Source organism: Streptomyces sp. NPDC030838 (assembly GCF_055572035.1).
The window spans coordinates 185,815-208,459 of the sequence record NZ_JBVIED010000011.1 but is presented as its reverse complement, the minus strand read 5'-3'; the positions used below and the strand labels follow the sequence as shown (position 1 = coordinate 208,459).

General features: G+C 72.3%; 18 protein-coding genes. 6 read left to right on the top strand and 12 right to left on the bottom strand.

The window, feature by feature from the left end; all coding sequences use genetic code 11:
• Window positions 1–176 precede the first annotated feature (176 nt).
• The 5 genes from ACZ42A_RS26680 to ACZ42A_RS26660 all read right to left on the bottom strand — a co-directional run bounded on the left by ACZ42A_RS26680 (window position 177) and on the right by ACZ42A_RS26660 (window position 7,636).
• Window positions 177–806, bottom strand: a complete 630-nt coding sequence (locus ACZ42A_RS26680; RefSeq protein WP_468529788.1) for an MBL fold metallo-hydrolase — start codon at window positions 804–806, stop codon at window positions 177–179.
• On the bottom strand, window positions 806–1,891 hold the full coding sequence (locus ACZ42A_RS26675) for an S-(hydroxymethyl)mycothiol dehydrogenase (RefSeq protein WP_468529787.1): 1,086 nt from the start codon (window positions 1,889–1,891) through the stop codon (window positions 806–808). Before ACZ42A_RS26675 ends, ACZ42A_RS26680 begins: the two co-directional genes overlap by 1 nt.
• A 222-nt stretch (window positions 1,892–2,113) precedes the next feature.
• Complete coding sequence (locus ACZ42A_RS26670; protein WP_468529786.1) at window positions 2,114–3,883, bottom strand: BCCT family transporter; 1,770 nt, start codon at window positions 3,881–3,883, stop codon at window positions 2,114–2,116.
• Between the two features lie 296 nt (window positions 3,884–4,179).
• The gene (locus ACZ42A_RS26665) at window positions 4,180–5,262 is read right to left on the bottom strand and encodes a chorismate-binding protein (RefSeq protein WP_468529785.1); all 1,083 of its coding nucleotides are present in this window, start codon (window positions 5,260–5,262) and stop codon (window positions 4,180–4,182) included.
• Window positions 5,263–5,332: 70 nt separating this feature from the next.
• Window positions 5,333–7,636 carry an FdhF/YdeP family oxidoreductase gene (locus tag ACZ42A_RS26660; RefSeq protein WP_468529784.1) on the bottom strand — a complete coding sequence of 768 codons (2,304 nt, stop codon included), beginning with the start codon at window positions 7,634–7,636 and terminating at the stop codon, window positions 5,333–5,335.
• Between the two features lie 662 nt (window positions 7,637–8,298).
• Between ACZ42A_RS26660 and ACZ42A_RS26655 the strand changes: the two genes are divergently transcribed.
• Window positions 8,299–9,684: an MFS transporter gene (locus ACZ42A_RS26655; protein ID WP_468529783.1), complete on the top strand. Its 1,386-nt coding sequence runs from the start codon at window positions 8,299–8,301 to the stop codon at window positions 9,682–9,684.
• Window positions 9,685–9,743: 59 nt separating this feature from the next.
• On the opposite strand, the gene ACZ42A_RS26650 is transcribed toward ACZ42A_RS26655, so the two are convergent.
• From ACZ42A_RS26650 to lnt, 4 genes are all read right to left on the bottom strand, one after another.
• On the bottom strand, window positions 9,744–11,714 hold the full coding sequence (locus ACZ42A_RS26650) for a helix-turn-helix domain-containing protein (RefSeq protein WP_468529782.1): 1,971 nt from the start codon (window positions 11,712–11,714) through the stop codon (window positions 9,744–9,746).
• Window positions 11,715–11,784: 70 nt separating this feature from the next.
• Complete coding sequence (locus tag ACZ42A_RS26645) at window positions 11,785–12,594, bottom strand: 3-hydroxybutyrate dehydrogenase (RefSeq protein ID WP_468529781.1); 810 nt, start codon at window positions 12,592–12,594, stop codon at window positions 11,785–11,787.
• A gap of 54 nt (window positions 12,595–12,648) precedes the next feature.
• Window positions 12,649–13,128: an NUDIX hydrolase gene (locus ACZ42A_RS26640; RefSeq protein WP_468529780.1), complete on the bottom strand. Its 480-nt coding sequence runs from the start codon at window positions 13,126–13,128 to the stop codon at window positions 12,649–12,651.
• 68 nt (window positions 13,129–13,196) lie between these two features.
• Complete coding sequence (lnt, locus tag ACZ42A_RS26635) at window positions 13,197–14,807, bottom strand: apolipoprotein N-acyltransferase (protein WP_468529779.1); 1,611 nt, start codon at window positions 14,805–14,807, stop codon at window positions 13,197–13,199.
• A gap of 267 nt (window positions 14,808–15,074) precedes the next feature.
• Here lnt and ACZ42A_RS26630 point away from each other — a divergent pair, with 267 nt between their 5' ends.
• Window positions 15,075–16,103, top strand: coding sequence for an O-antigen ligase family protein (locus ACZ42A_RS26630; protein ID WP_468529778.1), 1,029 nt, complete (start codon window positions 15,075–15,077; stop codon window positions 16,101–16,103).
• A 24-nt stretch (window positions 16,104–16,127) separates the two neighbouring features.
• On the opposite strand, the gene ACZ42A_RS26625 is transcribed toward ACZ42A_RS26630, so the two are convergent.
• Window positions 16,128–16,676, bottom strand: coding sequence for a hypothetical protein (locus ACZ42A_RS26625; RefSeq protein ID WP_468529777.1), 549 nt, complete (start codon window positions 16,674–16,676; stop codon window positions 16,128–16,130).
• A 103-nt stretch (window positions 16,677–16,779) separates the two neighbouring features.
• Window positions 16,780–17,580 (bottom strand): glutamate racemase, encoded by an 801-nt coding sequence (locus ACZ42A_RS26620; RefSeq protein WP_468529776.1) that lies wholly within the window; start codon window positions 17,578–17,580, stop codon window positions 16,780–16,782.
• 57 nt (window positions 17,581–17,637) lie between these two features.
• Between ACZ42A_RS26620 and ACZ42A_RS26615 the strand changes: the two genes are divergently transcribed.
• On the top strand, window positions 17,638–18,813 hold the full coding sequence (locus ACZ42A_RS26615) for a glycosyltransferase (RefSeq protein ID WP_468529775.1): 1,176 nt from the start codon (window positions 17,638–17,640) through the stop codon (window positions 18,811–18,813).
• A gap of 14 nt (window positions 18,814–18,827) precedes the next feature.
• Here the strand turns inward: ACZ42A_RS26615 and ACZ42A_RS26610 are convergent, their stop codons facing one another.
• Window positions 18,828–20,105 (bottom strand): TerD family protein, encoded by a 1,278-nt coding sequence (locus ACZ42A_RS26610; RefSeq protein ID WP_468529889.1) that lies wholly within the window; start codon window positions 20,103–20,105, stop codon window positions 18,828–18,830.
• Window positions 20,106–20,422: 317 nt separating this feature from the next.
• On the opposite strand from ACZ42A_RS26610, the gene ACZ42A_RS26605 reads away from it, so the two are divergent.
• The 3 genes from ACZ42A_RS26605 (at window position 20,423) to ACZ42A_RS26595 (ending at window position 22,542) form a co-directional block, all read left to right on the top strand.
• Window positions 20,423–20,863: a DUF6643 family protein gene (locus ACZ42A_RS26605; protein ID WP_468529774.1), complete on the top strand. Its 441-nt coding sequence runs from the start codon at window positions 20,423–20,425 to the stop codon at window positions 20,861–20,863.
• 42 nt (window positions 20,864–20,905) lie between these two features.
• Entirely contained in the window at window positions 20,906–21,730 is an 825-nt protein-coding gene (locus tag ACZ42A_RS26600) for an MOSC domain-containing protein (protein WP_468529773.1), read from the top strand.
• 209 nt (window positions 21,731–21,939) lie between these two features.
• A complete protein-coding gene (locus ACZ42A_RS26595) occupies window positions 21,940–22,542 on the top strand; it encodes an Rv1733c family protein (RefSeq protein ID WP_468529772.1) in 603 nt (200 codons plus the stop codon).
• Window positions 22,543–22,645 lie beyond the last annotated feature (103 nt).

The following is a 22,645-nucleotide window of genomic DNA, read 5'->3' as shown; positions in this document are numbered from 1 at the left end:
CAACATCAGTCTGAGGTCGTCCTGAACCCCTGTCAAGGCATTCAGAGCCGCTCTGAGCCTTGGGCTTTGGTTGCGCCATATAGAACTCAACTCACATAGAACAACAACAGCCCGCCACATCGGCTCGCGAATGGCCGCGAGCCGAGGGCGGGCGTGTCGAGGGTCGCCGGTGGGCGTCAGAAGCCGCGGTCGATCCACTCCTGGAGGTGCGGGGCCTCGGCGGCGACGGTGGTCGTCTCCCCGTGCCCAGTGTGCACGACGGTCTCTCCCGGCAGCGTCAGCAGCCGGTCCCGGATCGACTCGACGATGGTCGGGAAGTGGCTGTACGACCGCCCCGTCGCCCCCGGCCCGCCCGCGAAGAGCGTGTCGCCGCTGAAGAGCGCCGTCAGGGCCGGCGCGTGCAGGCAGACCGCACCCGGGGCGTGCCCGGGGGTGTGCAGCACGGTCAGCTCGACACCGGCCACCGTGAGGCCCTGGCCGTCGGTCAGTTCGGCGTCCGGCACCCGGTCGGGGTGGGTCTGCTTCCACAGCGGCAGGTCGTCCGGGTGGAGGAGGACGGGGGCACCCGTGCGCGCCGCGAGTTCGGGCGCGGCGTCGATGTGGTCGTTGTGCGCGTGGGTGCACACGATCGCAGTGAGGCGCCGGTCGCCGACGGCCCGGGCGATGGCCTCGGCGTCATGGGCGGCGTCGATGACGATCGCCTCGTGGTCGTCGCCGACGATCCACACGTTGTTGTCGACGTCCCAGGTGCCGCCGTCCAGCGAGAACGTGCCCGAGGTGACGAGGTGTTCGATGCGGGCGGCCATCAGAGGACCACCACCGAGCGCAGCACGTCGCCGTGGTGCATCCGCTCGAAGGCCTTCTCGACCTCGTCCAGCGTGATGGTCTCCGTGACGAAGGCGTCCAGGTCCAGCCGGCCCTGAAGATAGAGGTCGATGAGCATCGGGAAGTCGCGGCTCGGCAGGCAGTCGCCGTACCAGGAAGACTTCAGGGACCCACCACGGCCGAAGACGTCCAGCAGCGGCAGTTCCAGCTTCATCTCCGGGGTCGGTACGCCGACCAGGACGACCGTGCCGGCGAGGTCGCGGGCATAGAAGGCCTGCTTGTACGTCTCCGGGCGGCCCACCGCCTCGATCACCACGTCGGCACCGAAACCGCCGGTCAGCGCGCGGATCGCCTCGACGGCGTCGGCGTTCCTGGAGTTGACGGTGTGGGTCGCGCCGAGCTTCTCGGCCGTCTCCAGCTTGCGGTCGTCGATGTCCACCGCGATGACCTTGGCCGCGCCCGCCAGGTTCGCCCCGGCGATCGCCGCGGCCCCGACACCGCCGCAGCCGATGACGGCGACCGAGTCACCCCGGCCGACACTCCCGGTGTTGATGGCCGCGCCGATGCCCGCCATCACGCCACACCCCAGCAGACCGGCGGCGGCCGCCGACGCGGTGGCGTCGACCTTGGTGCACTGCCCGGCCGCGACCAGCGTCTTCTCCGCAAAGGCGCCGATACCCAGCGCCGGCGAGAGCTCGGTGCCGTCCAGCAGGGTCATCTTCTGCTTGGCGTTGTGCGTGTTGAAGCAGTACCACGGCCGTCCGCGCAGACAGGCCCGGCACTGACCGCACACCGCACGCCAGTTGAGGATGACGAAATCTCCGGGCGCGACATCGGTGACGCCCTCCCCCACCGACTCCACGACACCCGCGGCCTCGTGGCCCAGCAGGAACGGGAAGTCGTCGTTGATGCCGCCCTCACGATAGTGCAGATCGGTGTGGCAGACCCCGCAGGCCTCGATCTTCACCAGCGCCTCACCCGGACCCGGGTCGGGCACGATGATCGTCTCCAGGCTGACGGGGGCGCCCTTGCCCCGCGCGACGACAGCACGGACCTGGTGCGTCATGGCCACTCCTCGACTGGTCGAGACTTGAATCAGATGTTGCTCATTACGGCACACATCTCACGTGTCGCAACACAGCATCGTTGAGCGCCGACCCGGGGTCAAGGAGCGCGACGAGGGTTCTCCCGGCTGGCCGGGATCCCCGCACGGCAGCGCGAACGCCCGGCGGGGTCGTGACCGCACAGGGCGGTTCCACGATCCCGCCGGGCGCGGGTGCCGCCGCTCTCAGAGAGCGGAGGCGGAGGTGGACTGCGTGGCTTGCGTGGACTGCTCGGACGGCTGGGACTGCGCGGATTCCGTGCCGCCGGTGGACGTGCAGGGACCGATGCGGAGTTCGAAGTCGCCGTCGTACTTCTCGTGGCCGGCGATGACGGCCGTCTCGATGGCTTCCTTGCCCTTGCTCCTGCGGATGATGAGCGGGTCCTGGCGCAGATCGCGGGTGAGCGCGATACACAGACCGATCATCACCAGGGTGAAGGGTGCCGCGGCGAGAATGGTGAGGTTCTGCAGCCCGGTGAGCGCGTCACCCTTGCCGCCGCCGATGAGCAGCATGATCGCGGCGACCGCTCCGGTCAGCACGCCCCAGAAGACGACGATGCCCCGGGTCGGTTCCAGGGATCCGCGCTGCGAGAGCGTCCCCATCACGATCGAGGCGGCGTCCGCGCCGGAGACGAAGAAGATCCCGACGAGGATCATCACGACCACGCTGGTCACCGTGGCGATCGGGTACTGCTGGAGCACGTCGAAGAGCTGCCCCTGGGCGGTCGAGGCGTCGCTGAGGCGCTTCTCGTCCTGCAGGTGCATCGCCGAGCCTCCGAAGATCGCGAACCACAGCAGGCTGACGGTGCTGGGCACGAGGATGACTCCGCCCACGAACTGCCGGATGGTCCGGCCGCGGCTGATGCGCGCGATGAACATGCCGACGAAGGGCGTCCAGGAGATCCACCAGGCCCAGTAGAAGACCGTCCAGCCGGCCAGCCAGTCGGCGACTCCCTCACCGCTCGACGCCTCGGTACGCCCCGCCATCTGGGTCAGGTCGCCGAGGTAGGCGCCGATGGAGGTGGGCAGCAGGTCGAGGATGAAGATGGTCGGCCCGACGAGGAACACGAAGACCGCCAGGGTCACCGCCAGCACCATGTTGATGTTGGACAGCCACTGGATGCCCTTGGCGATCCCGGACACCGCCGAGGCGACGAACGCCACGGTCAGCACCGCGATCACGGCGACCAGCAGGCCGGTGCCGGCGGATCCCAGCCAACCCAGTCCGGTGAGTCCGCTGCCGATCTGCAGGGCGCCCAGCCCCAGGGAGGCCGCGGAGCCGAACAGGGTGGCGAAGATGGCGAGGATGTCGATGACCCGGCCGCCCCAGCCGTTCGCCCGCTTCTCACCGATCAGCGGGGTGAACACGGCACTGATCAGCTGTCGGCGTCCACGCCGGAAGGTGCTGTAGGCGATGGCCAGGCCCACGACCGCGTACATCGCCCACGGGTGGAGCGTCCAGTGGAAGAGCGTGGTGGCCATGGCGGTCTCCATGGCCTCGTTGGCGTCGGCCGGGTCGGTGCCCGGCGGTGGCGTGACGAAGTGGGACAGCGGTTCGCTCACGCCGTAGAACATCAGACCGATACCCATGCCCGCACTGAACATCATCGCGATCCACGAGACCGTGCGGAACTCGGGCTGCTCACCCTCCTTGCCCAGCGTGATCCGCCCGTACTTGCTCATCGCCAGCCAGAGGGCGAAGACGACGAAGCCGGAGGCGGCGAGGACGAAGGCCCAGCCGCCGTTTCTGATGGTCCCGTCCAGCAGCTTCCCCGACACGCTCTCCAGCGTGTCGGTCGCGGTGGCTCCCCATACGACGAAGGCGAGGGTGAGGGCCGCGGCGACTCCGAAGACGATCAGGTCGGTCCGAGGGCCGGCGGATGTCGCCGGGCTCCCTGGCAGATCCGCTTCGACGGGATGGCTGCGGCTACCATCCCTCTCGCGGGTTTTGTTCATCAGCTCGTCCTTTCCACAGACGGCAGTGGAGTCTTTGTCGCGGACGACGACGGGGGAACTCGTCGGTGATTCCGCCTGACCCGGCATGCCGGAGCGGATGGGAGAACGACGAGAGATGGGGAGGCGGAGCGGCCGCCATGGCGCGTCGTTGCGAATAATGCATCGGCCTTCACTATGGGCAACAACCCTCTGGGCCTCGGGGAGGGCTGTCAAGGGGTCGGACGTGCTGAGTTGTCCGACCGCAACCGACCCGTCACGCGGATGGCCGCGCGCGGCGACGCCGACCGGCCGAACCGTCAGATGCCCGCGCGGAAGGGCCTGCGCACACCGCGCCGGTACGCACCCGACGCCACCGTGAGCAGCCGCCGCGCTTTCAGCCGGGTCTCGGCCCACTCACGCTCGGGATCGGAGTCCCAGGTGATCCCGGCCCCGGTACCGAAGCGCAGTAACGGACCGCCAGGAGCGGTGCGGTCGATCCAGAACGTGCGGATGCCCACGGCGAGTTGACCCGTGCCGCGGTCGGCGTCGACCCAGCCCACGCCGCCGCAGTACGGGCCGCGGGGCGCCGTCTCCAGCGCCGCGATGATGCGCAGCGCGCTGGCTTTGGGGGCTCCCGTGACGGACCCGGGTGGGAAGGTGCCGACGAGCAGCTCCGGCCATCCGGCGTGTTCGGCGAGCTCGCCCCGCACGGTGGACACCAGGTGCACCAGGCCGGGGTGTGCCTCGACGGCACACAGGTCGGGGACGGTCACGGAGCCGATGGCGCAGACCCGTCCCAGGTCGTTGCGGACCAGGTCCACGATCATGACGTTCTCGGCGTGGTCCTTGTCGAGGAGGTCCTCGGCGGTGCGCCCGGTGCCCTTGATGGGGCCGGACTCGACCGTACGGCTGTCCCGGCGGAGGTAGAGCTCGGGCGAGGCCGTGGCGATCTCCACACCGTGTGCGGGGAGGCGCACGGTGCCGGCATACGGCGCGGGGTTGCCGCGCGCCAGCAAGGCGGTGAGGGCGTCGACGTCGGCGCGCTCCGGGTCGGGCAGCGGCGCGGACAGGACACGGCACAGGTTGGCCTGGTACACCTCGCCGGCCGCGATGTGCTCGCGGATGCGCCGGACCCCGGCGGTGAAGGCGGCCCGGTCGAGGGAGGACGTCCAGGCGTCCCGGTCCGGCCCGCGCCACGCGCCGGGCTCGACGGCGGGCACGGGCGCCCGGCGCACGTCACCGAAGCGCGCGCAGACCAGGCGCCCCTCGAAATCGGCGACCACGGCCCAGAACCCGGTGGAGTCCAGGGCCGCGGGATCGCTGGTCACGTCCCGGAGGTCGGTGGCGAGGAGTCCACCGAAGCGGGCCAGCGGGGCGAGGTCGTACGGGCTTCCACTCATCGGTCACCACCTCTCCGGACGGGAATGGACGAACGGCGCGGCGGTTCCCACCCACCGGTCGGCCACTGGGCTACGCGTCGGCGGACACGGGTTCCAACCGGACGACGATGGACTTCGACGTGGGTGTGTTGCTGATGGCCGCCGTGGAGTCCAGGGGTACGAGGACGTTGGTCTCCGGGAAATAGGCGGCGCAGCAGCCCCGGGGGGTCGGGTACGGCACCACTCGGAAGGCATGCGCCCGGCGCTCCACGCCGTCCCCGTACTCGCTGACAAGGTCGACGAGGTCCCCGTCGGCCAGACCTCGCTCGGTGAGGTCGTCGGGGTGCACAAACAGGACCCGTCGGCCCTGGTGGATGCCGCGGTAGCGGTCGTCCAAGCCGTAGATGGTCGTGTTGTACTGGTCGTGGGAGCGCAGCGTCTGCAGCAGCAGCCGGCCCGGCGGGACCTTCGGGCTCTCCAGCGGATTGACGGTGAAATTGGCCAGGCCCGTCGCGGTCGTGAACCGGCGTTCGTCGCGGGGCGGGTGGGGCAGCGCGAAGCCGCCCGGCCGCCGCACCCGCGTGTTGAAGTCCTCGAAGCCGGGGATCACGCGCTCGATGCGGTCACGGATTCGGTCGTAGTCCGCCTCGAAGTCCTCCCACGGCACCTGCGGGCCTGCGTCCCCGAGGGCGGCCCTCGCCATCCGGCAGATGATCGCGACCTCGCTCAGCAGGTGCTCGGACGCGGGCGCGAGCCGCCCCCGCGAGAGGTGCACCATGCCCATGGAGTCCTCCACCGTGACCAGCTGGGGCCCGCTCGGCCGCAGGTCCGCTTCGGTGCGGCCGAGGCACGGCAGGATGAGGGCCTGCTCCCCGGTGATGACATGGGAGCGGTTGAGCTTCGTCGAGATCTGGACCGTGAGGCGGCAGTTGCGCAACGCCCGCTCGGTCAAGTCGGTGTCGGGGGCCGCGGCGACGAAGTTGCCGCCCAACGCGACGAAGACTTTTACGTCCCCGTCGCGCATGGCGCGGATGCTGTCGACCGCGTCGTGACCGTGGTGCCGCGGGGGCGTGAAGGCGAACTCCGCGCCGAGCCGGTCCAGGAAGGCGCCGTCCGGCTTCTCGTAGATGCCCATCGTGCGGTCGCCCTGCACGTTGGAGTGGCCGCGCACCGGGCACAGACCGGCGCCGGGGCGGCCGATGTTGCCGCGCAGCAGAAGGAAGTTGACGACGTCCCGGATGGTGGGCACGGAGTGCTGGTGCTGGGTGAGCCCCATCGCCCAGCAGACGACGATCTTCTCGGCGGCCAGCACCTGCCGGAACGCGGCCCGGATCTCCTCCTCGGGCAGCCCGGTGGCCTGAAGGATCTCGTCCCACGACACCTTGCGGGCGTGCTCGGCGAACTCCTCGAAGCCATGCGTGTACCGCTCGATGAAGGACCTGTCCAGGCAGCTGCCGGGCGCCTCGTCCTCCGCCTCCAGCAGCATGCGGTTGAAGGCCTGGAAGAGCGCCTGGTCTCCGCCCAGCCTGATCTGCAGGAACCGGTCCGCCAGCTTCGTACCGCCGCCGATGACACCGGAGGGCTTCTGAGGGTTCTTGAACCGGAGCAGCCCGGCCTCGGGCAGGGGGTTGACCGCGATCACGCGAGCACCCCGCCGCTTGGCCTCCTCCAGCGCGGAGAGCATCCGGGGGTGGTTGGTGCCGGGGTTCTGGCCGACCACGAGGATGAGATCGGCCTCGTACAGGTCCTCCAGGCTGACGCTCCCCTTGCCGATGCCGATGGTCTCCGTCAGCGCCGAACCGCTGGACTCGTGGCACATATTGGAGCAGTCCGGCAGATTGTTGGTGCCGAAGCCCCGCACGAACAGCTGATAGAGGAACGCGGCCTCGTTGCTCGCCCGTCCGGAGGTGTAGAAGGCGGCCTCGTCGGGATGGTCGAGCGCGCCGAGTTCGCGGGCGATCACGGCGAACGCGTCGTCCCAGGAGATCGGCCGGTAGCGGTCGGCACCGGCCGGGCGGTACATCGGGTGGGTGAGGCGTCCTTGCTGCCCGAGCCAGTAGTCGCTGCGCGGGAGCAGATCCTCCAGGGTGTGCTCGGCGAAGAAGCCCGGGGTGACCCGGCGTACGGTGGCCTCCTCGGCCACGGCCTTGGCCCCGTTCTCGCAGAACTCCGCCTTGTGCCGGTGTTCCGGTTCGGGCCAGGCGCAGCCGGGACAGTCGAAGCCCTCCTTCTGATTGACCCGCAGCAGGGTGAGCAGGCTGCGGCGGGCCCCCATCTGTTCGCCGGCGTGCCGCAGCGAGGAGGTGACCGCGGGGATGCCGGCGGCGTACTCCTTGGGAGGGCCGATCCGCAGACGGGCGTCGCCGGGGTCCTCAGCAGGTGGCTTGCGAGTCATCTGTAGCGCTACTCCGCGGTGTAGGGACGGCAGAGCCATACCATGGCCATGGTTGCGCATCACACAACAGTAGCGTGATACGCAACATGAACAGGGAAGCCCCGCAGCGGCCTCCTGTCAAGACCGAGGCCGCACCAAGCTCCGACGGAGGCTCGGTCTGCACATACCGGTGTTGACGACCCGTACCGACCGTGCAGGTCCTCCGCGATCGTGCGCCGTCGCCTGAACAGTGGGCCCGGAGGGATGGACCGCGACCCCGCGTCAGACCAGGAGCGACGAGGGCCACGCGCATCAGCCTTCGCCGGAACCAAAGAACAGGTCATACGGCCAAGCGCCTGCACCCCCAATTCAACGCAGCCCAGTCAGCACCAAGTCAGCACGGGACAGGTGAAGACGGGTGATGACGTGGGCTTTCAGTCAGCACCGAACCAGCACGGGGCTCAGCACTCCGCCGTCAAATCATGCTGAATTGCGCATGACGGACACCCCTCATCCCGACCCCTTCCGAGTCGCCGAAGCGCCCTTCGACGAGCCAGCATGGGGACCGCGCGCATAGCTCGCCTCCGAACTATGGTGTCCCACCACATACGCCTCTGACCTGCCGGTTCCTACGGTGTGGCGACACGCAAAACGTCCCCGTCGAACGTCAGGAAGTGGTGCCGATGTCGTCGCCCGCGACCGCTCCCCCAGCCCCGTCCAACCTCAAGCGCATCGTCGCCGCCAGCCTCATCGGCACCACCATCGAGTGGTACGACTTCTTCCTGTACGGCTCCGCGGCCGCGCTCGTCTTCAACCAGTTGTTCTTCCCGGAGTCCGACCCGCTGGTCGGCACGCTGCTGTCGTTCCTGACGTACGCGGTGGGATTCGCGGCGCGCCCGCTGGGTGCGCTGGTGTTCGGGCATTACGGCGACCGGCTCGGGCGCAAGAAGCTGCTGGTGCTGAGTCTGCTGATGATGGGCGGGGCGACCTTCGCGATCGGACTGCTGCCGACGCACGCGACGATCGGGACCGCCGCGCCGGTGCTGCTGACCGTGCTCCGGCTGGTGCAGGGGTTCGCGCTCGGCGGTGAGTGGGGCGGGGCCGTGCTGCTGGTGTCGGAGCACGGGGACGCGCGGCGGCGCGGGTTCTGGGCCTCGTGGCCGCAGACGGGCGCGCCGGCCGGGCAGTTGCTCGCCACCGGTGTGCTGTCGCTGCTGACGGCCCTGCTGTCGGACAGCGCGTTCACCACGTGGGGCTGGCGGATCCCGTTCCTGCTCTCCGGTGTGCTGGTGATCGTCGGGCTGTGGATCCGGCTGTCCGTCGACGAGTCGCCCGTGTTCCGGCAGGCGCTGGCGCAGGCCGAGGCGCGCAAGGCGGAGCGGGCGACGGACGCCGAGAAGCTGCCGCTGGTGTCCGTGCTGCGGCACCACTGGCGGGACGTGCTCGTCGCGATGGGCGCGCGCATGGCGGAGAACATCAGCTACTACGTCATCACCGCCTTCATCCTCGTCTACGCCACCACCGCGGCCGACGTCTCCAAGCAGACCGCGCTCAACGCGGTGCTGATCGCCTCCGCCGTGCACTTCGCGGTCATTCCGCTCTGGGGCGCGCTCTCGGACCGGGTCGGGCGACGTCCCGTCTATCTGGTGGGCGCGGCCGGGGTCGGGCTGTGGATGTTCCCGTTCTTCGCGCTCGTGGACACCGGCGACTTCGGCAGCCTGCTCCTCGCGGTGACCGTGGGGCTGGTGCTGCACGGCGCGATGTACGCCCCTCAGGCCGCCTTCTTCTCCGAGATGTTCGCGACCCGGATGCGCTACTCGGGTGCCTCCATCGGCGCCCAGTTCTCCTCGGTCGCGGCCGGGGCGCCCGCTCCGCTGATCGCCACCGCCCTGCTGAACGAGACCGGCAGCTCCACGTGGATCGCCCTGTACGTGATCGCCGCCGCGCTCCTCACGATCGTCGCCGTGGGGGTGGCCAAGGAGACCCGCCACCGCGACCTGGCCGACATCGAGCCCACCGCGGGTGCCCCGTCCGAGAAGGCGCGGGCCCAGGACGCGCACACCGTCTGAGCAGCGCCGACCGACCGCGGTCCTCGTACGCGTACGCCTCGTACGCACGGGGGCCGCGGTCAGTGGCGTTCCGGTGCCGACAGCCGGTGCAGGCGCAGGGCGAGCTGGATTTCCAGCGCGCGCGATGGCGTCTGCCAGTCGTCGCCCAGCAGGCGGCCGACGCGTTCCAGGCGCTGGGCGACGGTGTTGACGTGCACGTGCAGCTCGTCCTTGGTCCGGGCGGGGCTCATGCCGCAGGCGAAGTAGGCGTCGAGGGTGCGCAGCAGTTCGGTGCCGCGTCTCTCGTCGTACGCGACCACCTGGCCGATGGTGCGGTCGACGAAGCCGGTCACGTCCCGGTCGCCGGCCAGCAGCAGGCCGAGGAAGCCGAAGTCGTCGGCGGCCGCGCCGTCTCCGCTGCGGCCGAGCAGGCGCAGGGCGTCGAGGCAGCGGCGGGCCTCCGCGTACGCCCCGGCCACGCCGTCCGGGTGGGCGGCGAGGTCCCGCACCGGCGGGGAGGCGCCGACGGTGACCGCCTCGTGGACGGCCGTGCCGAGGTGGCGGGCGGTGCGCCGGGCCAGCTCGGTGGCGCTGTCGCCGGGGGCGAGGGGCAGCAGCAGGACGGTGCCGCCGTCGCGGGCGGCGGCCAGTCCCTGCCGGGTCGCGGCGAGGTGGGAGGCGGCCGACCACAGGCGGCGCCGGGCGGCGGCCTCCTGGTCGGCGTCGGCGGCGGGGCCGTCGAGCCGGGCGGCCAGCAGGACGTGGGTGGCGTCGAGGTCGGCGTGCAGCCGGGCGGCGCGCTCGCGCAGCAGCCGCGGGTCGCGGTCGCGGACGTCCAGCAGGTCGTCCAGGAGTTCGCCCCGCACCCGCTGTTCGGCCTCGGCGGCGGAGCGGCGGGCGAGGAGCAGCAGGGAGGTGACCATCGCGGCGCGCTCCAGAGTGCGCTGGTCGACCGGGTCGAGGCCGGGATGGCCGCGCAGCACCAGCGCGCCGAGGAGTTCGCCGCCGGCGGCGACGGCCGCGATCCAGTCGTCCTCGTGCCGCACCGCGTGTCCTTCGGCGCGGGACTCGTCCAGAGCGCGAGCCGGGGCGTTCGCGGCCTCGGTGAACTCGACCGTGCCGTCGAGGACTTCGGAGACCGCGGCGGCCACGTCGTGCACCCCGCCGCCGCGCAGCACGAGTTCGGCGAGGCGGTCGTGCACCTCGGAGGCGCGTTCGATGACGGCGCTGCGGTCCTGGATGATCTCGTTGGCGCGTTCCAGTCCCGCGAGGGCCGAGCGGGTCTCGGTCAGCAGGTTGGCGGTGTCGATGGCGGCCGCGGCCAGCGCGGCGAAGGAGCCGAGCAGCGCTATCTGCTCGCGTTCGAAGACCCGGGCGCGGCGGTCGGCGGCGAAGAGCACTCCGATGACATGGTGGCCCAGCATCAGCGGGACGCCGAGGATGGCCACCAGTCCCTCGTCGCGCACGCCCGCGTCGATGGTGGTGGTGTGCTGGAAGCGGTCGTCCTGGAAGTAGTCGTCGGTGACGTACGGCCGGGCCGTCTGGGCGACGAGGCCGCCCAGCCCCTCCCCCATGCCGAGCCGCAGCTGCTGGAAGCGGGCCGCGACCGAGCCCTCGGTGACCCGCATGTAGGTGTCGCCGCGGGCCGGGTCGTTGAGGCTGAGATAGGCGACGTCGGTGCCGAGCAGGGAGCGGGCTCGCTGCACGATCGCCTGGAGGACGGCGTCCAGGTCGCGCAGTCCGGCGAGGTCGTGAGCGGTCTCGAACAGCGCCGACAGCTCGGCCTCGCGGCGGCGCCGCCCCTCCAGCTCCGCGCGCACCCGCAGCGCGAGCAGCTTGGCGCGCTCCAGCGCGGCGATCCGCTCGCCCGGCCTGCCCTCGGCGCGGGCGAGCAGCACCGGCTGTTCGTAGGCGTCGGCGGAGGCGCCGCGCGCCAGCAGCTCCAGGAACGGCGCCTCGACACCGGCGCCCGGCATCTCGGCACCGGCGCCCGGCATCTCGACACCGGCGCCCGGCGCCTCCGGAGCGGACTGCACGTGATCACGGGACATGCTCACAGGATTCACCATGACGCGGGCGCCCCGGCAGCCCTGTGGACAACTCCGGATCGCACCGCGGGGCTCAGTGCGCCGTCCAGCCGCCGTCGAGGACCAGCGAGGTGCCGGTGACGAACGACGCCTGCGGCGCGCACAGGTACGCCACCGCCTCCGCGACCTCCTCCGGTTCGATGAGCCGCTTCACGGCGGTGTCCTGGAGCAGCACCTCGGACAGGACGCGCTCCCGCGGGATGCCGTGCGCCCGGGCCTGGTCGGCGAGCTGCCGCTCGACCAGAGGGGTGCGGACGTAACCCGGGTTCACGCAGTTCGACGTGACGCCGTGCGACGCGCCTTCGAGGGCGGCGGTCTTGGAGAGGCCCTCCAGGCCGTGCTTGGCGGCCACGTACGCCGACTTGTACGGCGAGGCACGCAGCCCGTGCACGGAGGAGATGTTCACGATCCGGCCCCAGCCCTGCCCGTACATGTGCGGCAGGGCACCGCGGATCAGCCGGAACGGCGCCTCCAGCATCACGGTGAGGACGGTGTGGAAGACGTCGGGCGGGAACTCCTCCAGGGGCCGCACGAGTTGCAGTCCGGCGTTGTTGACGAGGACGTCGGTGCCCGCGGCGACCTGTTCGGCGGCGTCCAGGTCGGTGAGATCGAGGACATGCGGTTCGACGGTCCCGGCCAGGCCCGCGGCCTGTTCGGTGAGCGCCGCCAGTCCGGCGTCGTCCCGGTCGACCGCTCTGACCTTGGCTCCGGCGGCCGCGAGCCGCAGCGCACAGGCGCGGCCGATGCCGCCGGCGGCGCCGGTGACGAGGGCGGTGCGGCCGCCCAGGTCGAGCGAGGGGGCGGAGGGCCCGGGCGGGCCGGGCAGGTCACGGGGCGGGGTCATGTCTCGACCCTAGGCAGCGCCCGTCCCCCGCCCCATGTGGTCACCCACCACACTTCATTCCGAGGTCATAGGCTCGAACCACGTGGGTGCGTCCGACAGAGCCTGCTTGATCCGCAACAGCCCGAACTCGTTGAGCTCCGGCAGCGCGTCCACCTCGAACCAGCCGACCTCCAGCGACTCGTCGTCGTTGACCCGGGCCTCACCGCCGACCGCACGGCAGCGCAGGGTGATGTCCATGTACTGACACGTGTCCCCGTTGCCGTAGGTGACCGGGTCCAGCGCCTGGACGAGGACGACCCGCTCGGGGACGCAGTGCACACCGGTCTCCTCGTAGACCTCCCGCACCGCGCAGACCGCGGGCTGCTCGCCGGGGTCCGGGATGCCGCCGATCACCGACCACTTGCGGGTGTCGGTGCGGCGGTTGAGCAGCACTCTGCCGTCGTCGTCGAAGACGATCGCGGTGACTCCGGGGAGCCACAGCAGCTGGTGTCCGGCGGAGGCCCGCAGGTCGCGGATGAAGTCAGGAGTAGCCATGGGCCCGACCCTAACGGGCCATGCCATGGACCCCCGGCCGACTTCCGGGGCGTACGGCGGTCGTACGGCTACACGTCACCCGCGCGTCGCCCGCGCGCGGCCACGGCGACGGCCCAGCCGAGGCCGCCCGCGGCGACCAGCAGCAGGGCGATCTCCGGCAGGATGCCGAGCCGGGTGGCGGGGGTCTCGGAGGAGCGCAGCGGCACCTCCTGGACCAGGGAGTCGGCGACGAACATGCCGGTCTTCTGGGTGATCGTGCCGTCCGGCAGGATGATCGCGCTGACGCCGCTGGTGACCGGCACGGTGACGGTCCGGCTGTGCTCGACCGCGCGGATCCGCGACATGGCGAGCTGCTGGTAGGTCATCTCACTGCGGTCGAAGGTGGCGTTATTGCTCGGCACGGAGATCATCTGCGCGCCGTTCGTGACGGTGTCCCGCACGGCCCAGTCGAAGGCGGCCTCATAGCAGGTGGCGAGGCCGACCTTGGTGCCGTCGAGGGTGAAGACGCCCGGCTCGCCGCCCCGGCTGAAGTCCTGGCGGACCATGCTGGTCCAGTTCTCGTTGATCGCGTCGAGCAGCGAGCGCAGCGGCAGATACTCGCCGAACGGCTGGATCTGCCGCTTGTCGTAGGTGTCGACGGGCCCCTGCTCGGGGTCCCAGAGGATCTGCTCGTTCAGCAGCCTGCCGTCGCGTTCGACGACGCCGCCGACGGAGATGGGCGCGCCGATGGCCTTCGCGGCGCCGTCGATCACCGCGCGGGCGTCGGCGTTGGCGAAGGGGTCGATGTCGGAGGAGTTCTCGGGCCAGAGCACGAAGTCCGGCTGGGCGGCCTTCCCGGCCTTCACCTCGGCGGCCAGCCGCTCCGTCTCGCGCGCGTGGTAGTCGAGTACGGCCCGCCGCTGGGCGTTGAAGTCGAGGCCCGCGCGGGGCACGTTTCCCTGGATGACGGCGACCGTGGCGGTGCCGTTCTCGGCCTTGTCGCTCACCAGGGGCAGGGCGGCGAGGGCCGCGAGCGGTGGCAGGGCCAGGCTGAGCAGCGCCGTCACCGCGGCGGACCGCCGGACCGCGCGATCGCGGCGGGCGTCCACCGCGAGGCGGACCACCTCGTGGAGACCGAAACCGCACAGGACGACCGCGAAACCGAGCACGGGAGTGCCGCCGACGGCGGCGAGCGGCAGGAAGACGCCGTCGGCCTGGCCGAAGGCGATCTTGCCCCAGGGGAAGCCGTGGAACGGCACACGCGCGCGTGCCGCCTCACCCGCGATCCACACCGCCGCCGCCCACACCGGCCACGCGGGCAGCCGTGACACCGCGGCGACACCCGCGCCGACCAGGGCGACGAACAGCGCCTCGATCGCGACCAGGGCGAGCCAGGGCCCGGGCCCGACCTCCACGCCGGTCCACACCAGCAGCGGCAGCAGGAAGCCGAGGCCGAAGAGATAGCCGAGGCCGAGACCCGCCTTCACGCCGCGGCCGCGCAGCACCCAGCCGAAGGCGGCGAAGGCCGGCAGGGCCAGCCACCACAGGGTGCGGGGCGGAAAACTGACGTAGAGCAGCACTCCGGAGAGCGCCGCGGTGGCGGCCGGGACGAGGCGCGGCAGCCACGCGCCGCGCGAGGCGGGCGAGGTTCGCGGCTGGACGGCGTCCGACTCGCCCACGGTGGTTGCGGTGACGGTCACTCCGGGAGTCTACGGCGGGCTCCCCCGGCGCCGACAGCGCGGTCCACGGGGCCCGGGGTGCGCCGCACGCTGCCGCGACGGGCCCCGCGCAGACCGCTGCCGCATCGTTTCCGCACATCTCCCCCCGACTCATCCACAAACCGCCCATCAGCCGTTACGGTGTGCCGGAGCCTTGAGCCGCCCGGCGGGGACGCGGGCGGCGACGGGGTCCGTCACAGGTCGGGGGACCGGTTTCGGGGGACGGGTGGGGTCGTGGGGTCCACGGGGATGACGTCTGTGGCCGGGCAGGACGCGGACGGCGAGAGACGAAACGTTTCTGATGCGGCGGGCGTGGCCGTGCTCGGGGCCTGCGCCGCCTGGTCCCTGATCACGGCGGCGGCGCACGGCGGTCGGCCCGAGGGCGTGCTGCTGGCGGTGCTCGCCGTGGCGGCCGGACACGCCGCCGGGCGGATCTGCGGATCGCTGCTGCCGGTCGCCGCACCCTGCGCCGGGGCCCTGGCCGGCCTCGGTCTGACCCTCGCCATACCGCACCTCGCCCCGGGACCGCAGCCCGGTGCCCCGCTCGGACACGCCGGGGCCACCGCGGCACTGCTGGCGCTGGCCACCGGGGCGGCCTGCTGCGCCGCCTGGTCGGCCCGCGCCGCCCTGCTGCGGCTGGCGCTCGGCGCGCTGGCCGCCGGCATGGCGGTGACCGCGGCCGTCCGGGGCTCGACGGCCGGGGCCGTCGTCTGTACGGCGGTACTGCTGGCCTCGCTCGCCGCCGGCCGGATCCGGCACCGGGGGCCGGCCGTCGCGGGGCTGGCGCTGGTCGCGGTCCTGGTGACCGGCGCGGCCTGGGCGGTCGCCGGGCGGGTGCTGCCGTCCGGGCTGTCCACGTCCCTGGAGGGTCCGCTGACCCGGCACCGGGTCGAGCTGTGGCGGGACGCGCTCGCCCTCGCGCGTGGGGACGCCGCGCTCGGCGTGGGGCCGGGGCGGTTCGGGGAGCGGAGCCAGGCCGTGGCCGCGTCACCGCTGTCCGACGGCAAGCCGCACTCCGCGCCGTTGCAGCAGGCGGCGGAGCAAGGCTTGATCGGGGCGCTCCTGCTGGCGGCGGTGTTCTGCTGGATGCTCTACACGCTGTGGCGCACCGCGCGCCCCACGCCGGTCGCGCTGACCGCGGGCGCCGCGCTCACCGCGCTGGCGGCGATCTCCGCGGTCGGCAACGCCCTGAGCTTCACCGCGGTGTCGGCGGGCGCGGGCCTGCTGGCGGGGCTGGCCACGGCGCGGCCGCAGGCCGAGGAGCGGGGGCAGCCGTGATCCGGCCGCCCGGAACCGTTCAGGTCAGCGGGCCGGTCCCGGCGCGCGAGGGATCAGGCGGTCCCTGATCACCCGTACGGCCGACTCCGCGTCGTCCACCGTGACCGTGAGGGTGTGCCCGTCCCACAGCCGAAGGATCACGCCCTCGCCGCGCCGTACGACGACGGCGGTGCCCTTCTCTGGGCGCCAGCGATAGCCCCAGCCGCCCCATTGGCGTGGGGTGACATGCGGCTCGAAGTCCGCGCCCACCACCTGGGAGAGGGGGATGCGGCGGCGCGGCACGCCGATGTGGCCGCAGCGGATCTCCAGGCACTCCTCGTCCACCCGCAGCGCGACGTGCACGAAGGCCAGGGTTCCGAAGAGGACCAGCAGCCCGGCGGCGATACAGCCGACGCAGGCCATCACCAGTGCGGCGATGCCGTCCGCCCACGGGGTGTAGTCGACGGCCAGCTCGATGCCGAGCGCCAGGCAGGCCGCGCCGACGAGCGCCAGCAGCCACTGGACCCGGTTGGTGGCCCGGCCGGTCCAGACATCGGGGTGCGCGGAGCGGGCATCGCGGGGATGGTCCCTCATGCTCTCGAGGTTACTCAGGTTTCGCTGCGCGGGTAGCCCGTCGCACAGCGTGACTGGTCTGCCCGGGCCCCTCCCCGCGCTCCCCTCGGGCGCCTGCGCGCGGTCAGCGCGGGTCGGCCACCGGCGCGGGCACGGCCTGCGTGAGCAGCCGTCCCTCCTCGTAGGCCAGCGCGGGCTCGGGCAGCGCGCCCTCGCGTCCGCTGAGCAGCACCGTCACCTCGCCGCGGGCCGCGGTCGCGGGCTCCGGGCGGGTGCCGATCCGGCGCAGCGCCTGCGCGGCGACGGCGCCGGCCGAGCCGTGCAGGACCAGCGGCGGACGCCCCGGCTGCTGTACGGCCGCGCGGATGCGTTCGGCGACCAGCTCGTAATGGGTGCAGCCCAGGACGACGGTCGTTACATCGTCCGGCGTCAGCTCGGCCGCCGCCGCGACGGCGGCGTCGATCGCCGCCTCGTCCGCGTGCTCCACGGCCTCGGCGAGCCCCCAGCACGGCACCTCGGTGACCGGCACCCCGTCGGCGAAATCGCGGATGAGTCCCCGCTGGTAGGGGCTGCCGGTGGTGGCGGGCGTGGCCCAGATCGCGACCGGGCCGCCGCCGGCCGCGGCGGGCTTGATCGCGGGTACGGTGCCGATCACCGGGATGCCGGGCTCCAGGCGGGCGCGCAGCGTGGACAGCGCGTGCACGCTGGCGGTGTTGCAGCCGATGATCAGGGCGTCGGGCCGGTGCGCGGCGGCGGCCTCGGCGACGGCCACGGCACGTGCGGTGAGGTCCTCCGTCGTGCGCGGTCCCCAGGGCATGCCGTCGGGGTCCAGGGAGAGCACCAGATCGGCGTCGGGGCGGAGGCGCCGTACCGCAGCGGTCGCCGCCAACAGCCCGATTCCTGAGTCCATGAGCGCGATCTTCACCCGGCCACGATAGTCGATGTGCCCTCGCCGCCCGCTCCGGTGGGGCACACTGCGCGGGTGAGCGCCCTCGCATGGACTGCCGCCGGTTCCCTCGCCGCCTGGCTGTGGCTGCTGCTCGGCCAGGGCTTCTTCTGGCGTACGGACGTCAGACTGCCGCCCCGCCGCGACCCCGACGACTGGCCGTCCGTCTGTGTGGTCGTACCGGCCCGCGACGAGGCCGAGGTGCTGCCGGTGAGCCTGCCGTCGCTGCTCGGGCAGGACTATCCGGGGCGCGCGGAGGTGTTCCTCGTCGACGACGGCAGTACGGACGGCACCGGGGAGTTGGCGCGGGAGCTCGCGCGGCGGCGGGGCGGGCTGCCGCTGACCGTGGTCTCGCCGGGCGAGCCGCCCGCGGGCTGGACCGGCAAGCTGTGGGCGGTGCGCCACGGCATCGGGGAGGCACGCGCGCGTGCCCCCGAATATCTGCTGCTGACGGACGCCGACATCGCGCACGCCCCGGACAGTCTGCGCACGCTGGTGGCCGCGGCCCGCACCGGGGGCTTCGACGTGGTCTCGCAGATGGCCCGGCTGCGGGTGGAGAGTTTCTGGGAGCGGCTCGTCGTACCCGCCTTCGTCTATTTCTTCGCGCAGCTCTACCCCTTCCGGTGGATCGGCCGGCGGGGCGCGCGGACGGCGGCCGCGGCGGGCGGCTGTGTGCTGCTGCGCACCGAGACCGCCGAGCGGGCGCGGATCCCGGACGCCATCCGGCACGCCGTCATCGACGACGTGGCTCTCGCGCGGGCGGTGCGCGCCGGCGGGGGCCGGCTCTGGCTGGGGCTGGCCGACCGGGTGGACAGCGTGCGCCCGTATCCGCGGCTGCACGACCTGTGGCGGATGGTCTCGCGCAGCGCCTATGCCCAGTTGCGGCACAACCCGCTGCTGCTGCTCGGCACGGTCGCCGGACTGGCCGTCGTCTATCTCGTGCCGCCGGTGGCCCTGGCCGCCGGACCGCTCGGCGGCGATACGGCGGCGGGGGCGCTCGGTGCCGCGGCGTGGCTGGTGATGGCGGGGACGTACGTGCCGATGCTCCGTTACTACCGGCAGCCCCTGTGGCTCGCGCCCCTGCTGCCGTTCACCGCCTTCCTCTATCTCCTGATGACGGTCGACTCGGCGGTGCAGCACTACCGGGGGCGCGGCGCGGCCTGGAAGGGCCGCACCTACGCGCGCCCGGACGCCGTGCCCGACGAGAGCTGATCACTCCCTCTCGCTCACTTGCGTCCGGGCGTCCAGTTCATGCCCCATCCGTAGGCGCGGTCGACGGTCCGCTGCGGGCTGACCCCGTGCTCGGGGATCAGGTAGCGGGCCTCGCGCTGGACGATGAGGTCGCCGCCGGTGTTGGTGATCAGCGCCAGCGCGCACACCGGCGAGGGGATCGTGCACTCGTCCAGGGAGAAGTCGACGGGAGCGCCGTACTGTGGCTGCAGGGTGATCGTGGCGTGCAGGTCGGCGAAGGAGCGGGCGCCCTCGTAGATGGTGACGAAGACGAGGATGCGCCGGAAGGCGTCCTTGTAGTCGAGGTTGACGGTCAGGTTCTCGCCGGTCGCCACGGCGCCGGTGCGGTCGTCGCCGTCGAGGTGGATGTACGGCGGCTGGTGCAGCGAGCCGAAGGCGTTGCCGAGGGCCTGGACGACGCCCTTGCTGCCGTCGGCGAGTTCGTACAGGGCGCACAGGTCGAGGTCCAGGTCGGAGTGCATGGCGACGGCCCGGCCGAGCTTGCTGCCCCACCCCGAGAACTGCTTGCGCACCTCCCAGTTGAGGTTCACCCGCAGCGCGCCCGAGGTGCCGCCCTGCTTGGTGAGCGACACCGTCGGGGAGGCCTTGGTGAGCGTGACCTTGGTGAGCCGGACGGGCGCGGCGGCAGGCGCGGCGGGCGGAGGCGGGGTGACCGGCGCCGTCACCGGCGGCACCGCCTGGGCCGGTGCGGCCGGAGCCGTCTGGGCGGGTGCCGCGGGAGGCGCCGCGTGCTGCGGTTCGTCGACGGTGATGCCGAAGTCCGTGGCCAGCCCCTCCAGGCCGCTGCTGTAGCCCTGGCCGACCGCGCGGAACTTCCAGGCGCCCTGGCGGCGGTAGAACTCGCCGAGCACGAACGCGGTTTCGACCGATGCGTCCGTACTGTCGAAGCGGGCGACGAGATTGCCCTGGGCGGCGTCCTTGACCTCGATGGACAGCTCCGGCACCTGGCCGAAGGTGCCGCCGTCGGCGGAGGCGGCGAGCACCACCGTCTCCACGGCGGGCTCCACGCGCGCGAGGTCGACGAGCAGCGTGTCGGTCATCCGGCCGCCCGTGTCCCGCTTGCCCTCGTGGCGGACCGCGCCGGAGGAGTGCGCGGGCTGGTTGTAGAACACGAAGTCGCTGTCGGAGCGGACCTTTCCGCCGACCAGCAGCAGCGCCGAGGCGTCGGCGTCGGGGACGCCCGGTCCGCCGCGCCAGCCCACCTCGACCCGCAGGGCCGTCGTCGGCACCGGCGTATTCGATCCTTTCGGCATGGACATGTCCGCCCCCCTCACTCCGCACCCTCACGGGTTCTCCCGGGTTCTCTGCACACCCAACCTATTGCCCCGGACAGCGAAGTCCCACAGAGAGTGTGAGATGGCATGGCGGACCCCTTTCGGAGCCGTAGGAAGATCAGAGGCCAACCGCCGGTAACCCGCTCGGAACTGAGCCTTTACACGATCCGGCCGCCGCGCGGCGCCCCTTTTTCCCGTGTTCGCTCGCATTGGCGATCCGGCGTCACCCCAGACACGGAAAACAACCCCATTATCGGTCTCCCCAACCAGCACATCGTGGGCTTAACTTATGTGCCATGACCTCCCCCCGCTCCACTTATGGTGGCGGCTACTACTCCGCCTCCTTCCCGGACACCCCGATCTACGACTCCCTCGTGGCCGAGCGGGGCACCCCGCAGATCGCCCCGATCCGGGTCCCCGCCGCCTACGACACGCCGGCCGCCTCGCTGCCCGCGCTGCCGTCGGCCCTGCCCGCCCTCCCGGCGGCCCCCTCCCAGCCCGCCTACGGCTACCCGCAGCCGCAGCAGCCCGCGCCGCTGCAGCAGGCGGCACCGACGGCGTACATCCCGCAGCAGGCCTCCGCGCCCCGCGGCTACCCGGGTCCGCAGGTTCCCCAGCAGCCGCGCCCGGCCGCCGCGCCCGGCACGGGGTACGAGGCGATGCGCCCCGCGGCGCCCCGCCCCGCGCCCGCTCCCTACCAGGACCCGTACAACAACCAGCAGTACCGCGGCTACTGACCGTCTCCCCGGGCTGTCGCTGTCACCTGGCACGATGGCCCCATGGGGAACGCGGAACTGCAATCGATTCACGTCCATCCGGTCAAGGCGTTCCGGGGCCTGTCGCTTCGGGAAGCCCTCGTGGAGCCCTGGGGGCTGGCCGGAGACCGACGCTGGGTGCTGATCGACGACGGGGGAAAGGTCGTCACGCAACGCCAGCAACCGCGCCTCGCGCTGGCCGCCGCCGAGCTATTGCCCGGCGGCGGCCTTCGGCTGTCCGCGCCCGGCCTCGACCCGCTGACGGTGTCCGTCCCCGAGCCGATGGGCACGGTGCCGGTGGAGATCTGGCGGGACAAGGTGGACGGCGTCCCGGCCGACGCCGCCGCGCACGCCTGGTGCAGCGCCTACCTGGGAATCGACGTCCGTCTGGTGCACATGGACGATCCCGCCGTCCGCCGCCCCGTCGACCCGGAGTACGCGCGGCCCGGCGAGACGGTGAGCTTCGCCGACGGCTATCCGCTGCTGCTCACCTCGGTGGCCTCCCTCGACGCCCTCAACTCGCTGATCGCCGAGGGCGACCACGCCGCGGAGGGCCCGCTCCCGATGAACCGCTTCCGGCCGAACCTGGTCGTGGCGGGCACCGCTCCCTGGGCGGAGGACGACTGGTCCCGGATCGCCGTCGGGGACGTGGAGTTCCGCGTCGCCAAGCCCTGCGGACGGTGTGTCGTGACCACGACCGACCAGACCAGCGCGGAACGCGGCCGGGAACCCCTGCTCACCCTGGGCCGGCACCGCCGCGTCGGCGGCAAGCTGGTCTTCGGCCAGAATCTGGTGCCCCTCTCCCCCGGCACCGTCCGGGTCGGCGACCCCGTTCGAGTGCTCGCTTAGCGGGGACGGCCGCGGGCGGCGGGATGTCGTGGCGACGAGATCCCGCCAACTCGCCGACGCACGGGAACCGCGGTGCGCGGCCCGCACGTTGGGGTTTCGTGAGAAGTTCATGAGGACCCGGCCGGCGGTGATGTCACGCTCTCCTCGACCGGTTCCTCGGGTGGACGGCTCCGCCGGGGACGGTCACGGAGCGGGAAGGGGGTGCGGGAGTGCGAGCCCTGCGCGGACTCTGGCGCTGGCGGCACAATCCGCTGTGCCGCGCGACCGATCTGGCCGAGGCCTGGCTCGCCCTGACGGCGCTGCTCCTGATGCTCCTCGTCGCTCCCCTGCTCGGCACCCTCGTCGCCTCCTCCACCCAGGAGGCCCTCCAGCGCTCCGTCCGTGAACAGCGCCTGGCCCGCCACCAGGTGACGGCCACCGTGATCCGCAGACTGGAGCGCGGCCCGCTGGAGGCCGACCCCGAGACCGCCACCCGCGACACCCGCACCCGGGTCCTCGCCGACTGGACCGCACCGGACGGCAGCGCGCACCAGGGCACGGTCCTGGCGCAGCTCAAGTCAGCGGAACCCGGCGACCGGTTCAGACTGTGGACCGATCCCCAGGGCCACCTGGTGACCCGCCCCCTCGACCCCGCCACCGCCACCACACACGCCGTCCTCGCCGGGCTCGGCGCGGCCCTGCTCACCGCGGGCCTGGTCGAGGGCGGCAGACGGATGGTCCTGTGGCGCATGGTGCGCCGCCGGTACGCCCGTCTGGACCGGGCCTGGGAGCAGGCCGGACCGGACTGGGGCAGGACCGGCGCCGGCAGCTGACCGCCTTCCGGCTCCGGTCAACCCACCGTCCGCGCGCACGCTACGGTGGACCGGCCGAACTCTTCGGCATCGACCCGCGTACGACGAGGTGGGGGCACAACAA

Excerpts from the sequence above, each read along its gene's own strand:
- ACZ42A_RS26680 (WP_468529788.1), bottom strand. The coding sequence starts at position 806 with ATGGCCGCCCGCATCGAACACCTCGTCACCTCGGGCACGTTCTCGCTG.
- ACZ42A_RS26675 (WP_468529787.1), bottom strand. The coding sequence starts at position 1,891 with ATGACGCACCAGGTCCGTGCTGTCGTCGCGCGGGGCAAGGGCGCCCCC.
- ACZ42A_RS26670 (WP_468529786.1), bottom strand. The coding sequence starts at position 3,883 with ATGAACAAAACCCGCGAGAGGGATGGTAGCCGCAGCCATCCCGTCGAA.
- ACZ42A_RS26665 (WP_468529785.1), bottom strand. The coding sequence starts at position 5,262 with ATGAGTGGAAGCCCGTACGACCTCGCCCCGCTGGCCCGCTTCGGTGGA.
- ACZ42A_RS26660 (WP_468529784.1), bottom strand. The coding sequence starts at position 7,636 with ATGACTCGCAAGCCACCTGCTGAGGACCCCGGCGACGCCCGTCTGCGG.
- ACZ42A_RS26655 (WP_468529783.1), top strand. The coding sequence starts at position 8,299 with ATGTCGTCGCCCGCGACCGCTCCCCCAGCCCCGTCCAACCTCAAGCGC.
- ACZ42A_RS26650 (WP_468529782.1), bottom strand. The coding sequence starts at position 11,714 with ATGTCCCGTGATCACGTGCAGTCCGCTCCGGAGGCGCCGGGCGCCGGT.
- ACZ42A_RS26645 (WP_468529781.1), bottom strand. The coding sequence starts at position 12,594 with ATGACCCCGCCCCGTGACCTGCCCGGCCCGCCCGGGCCCTCCGCCCCC.
- ACZ42A_RS26640 (WP_468529780.1), bottom strand. The coding sequence starts at position 13,128 with ATGGCTACTCCTGACTTCATCCGCGACCTGCGGGCCTCCGCCGGACAC.
- ACZ42A_RS26630 (WP_468529778.1), top strand. The coding sequence starts at position 15,075 with ATGACGTCTGTGGCCGGGCAGGACGCGGACGGCGAGAGACGAAACGTT.
- ACZ42A_RS26625 (WP_468529777.1), bottom strand. The coding sequence starts at position 16,676 with ATGAGGGACCATCCCCGCGATGCCCGCTCCGCGCACCCCGATGTCTGG.
- ACZ42A_RS26610 (WP_468529889.1), bottom strand. The coding sequence starts at position 20,105 with ATGCCGAAAGGATCGAATACGCCGGTGCCGACGACGGCCCTGCGGGTC.
- ACZ42A_RS26605 (WP_468529774.1), top strand. The coding sequence starts at position 20,423 with ATGACCTCCCCCCGCTCCACTTATGGTGGCGGCTACTACTCCGCCTCC.
- ACZ42A_RS26600 (WP_468529773.1), top strand. The coding sequence starts at position 20,906 with ATGGGGAACGCGGAACTGCAATCGATTCACGTCCATCCGGTCAAGGCG.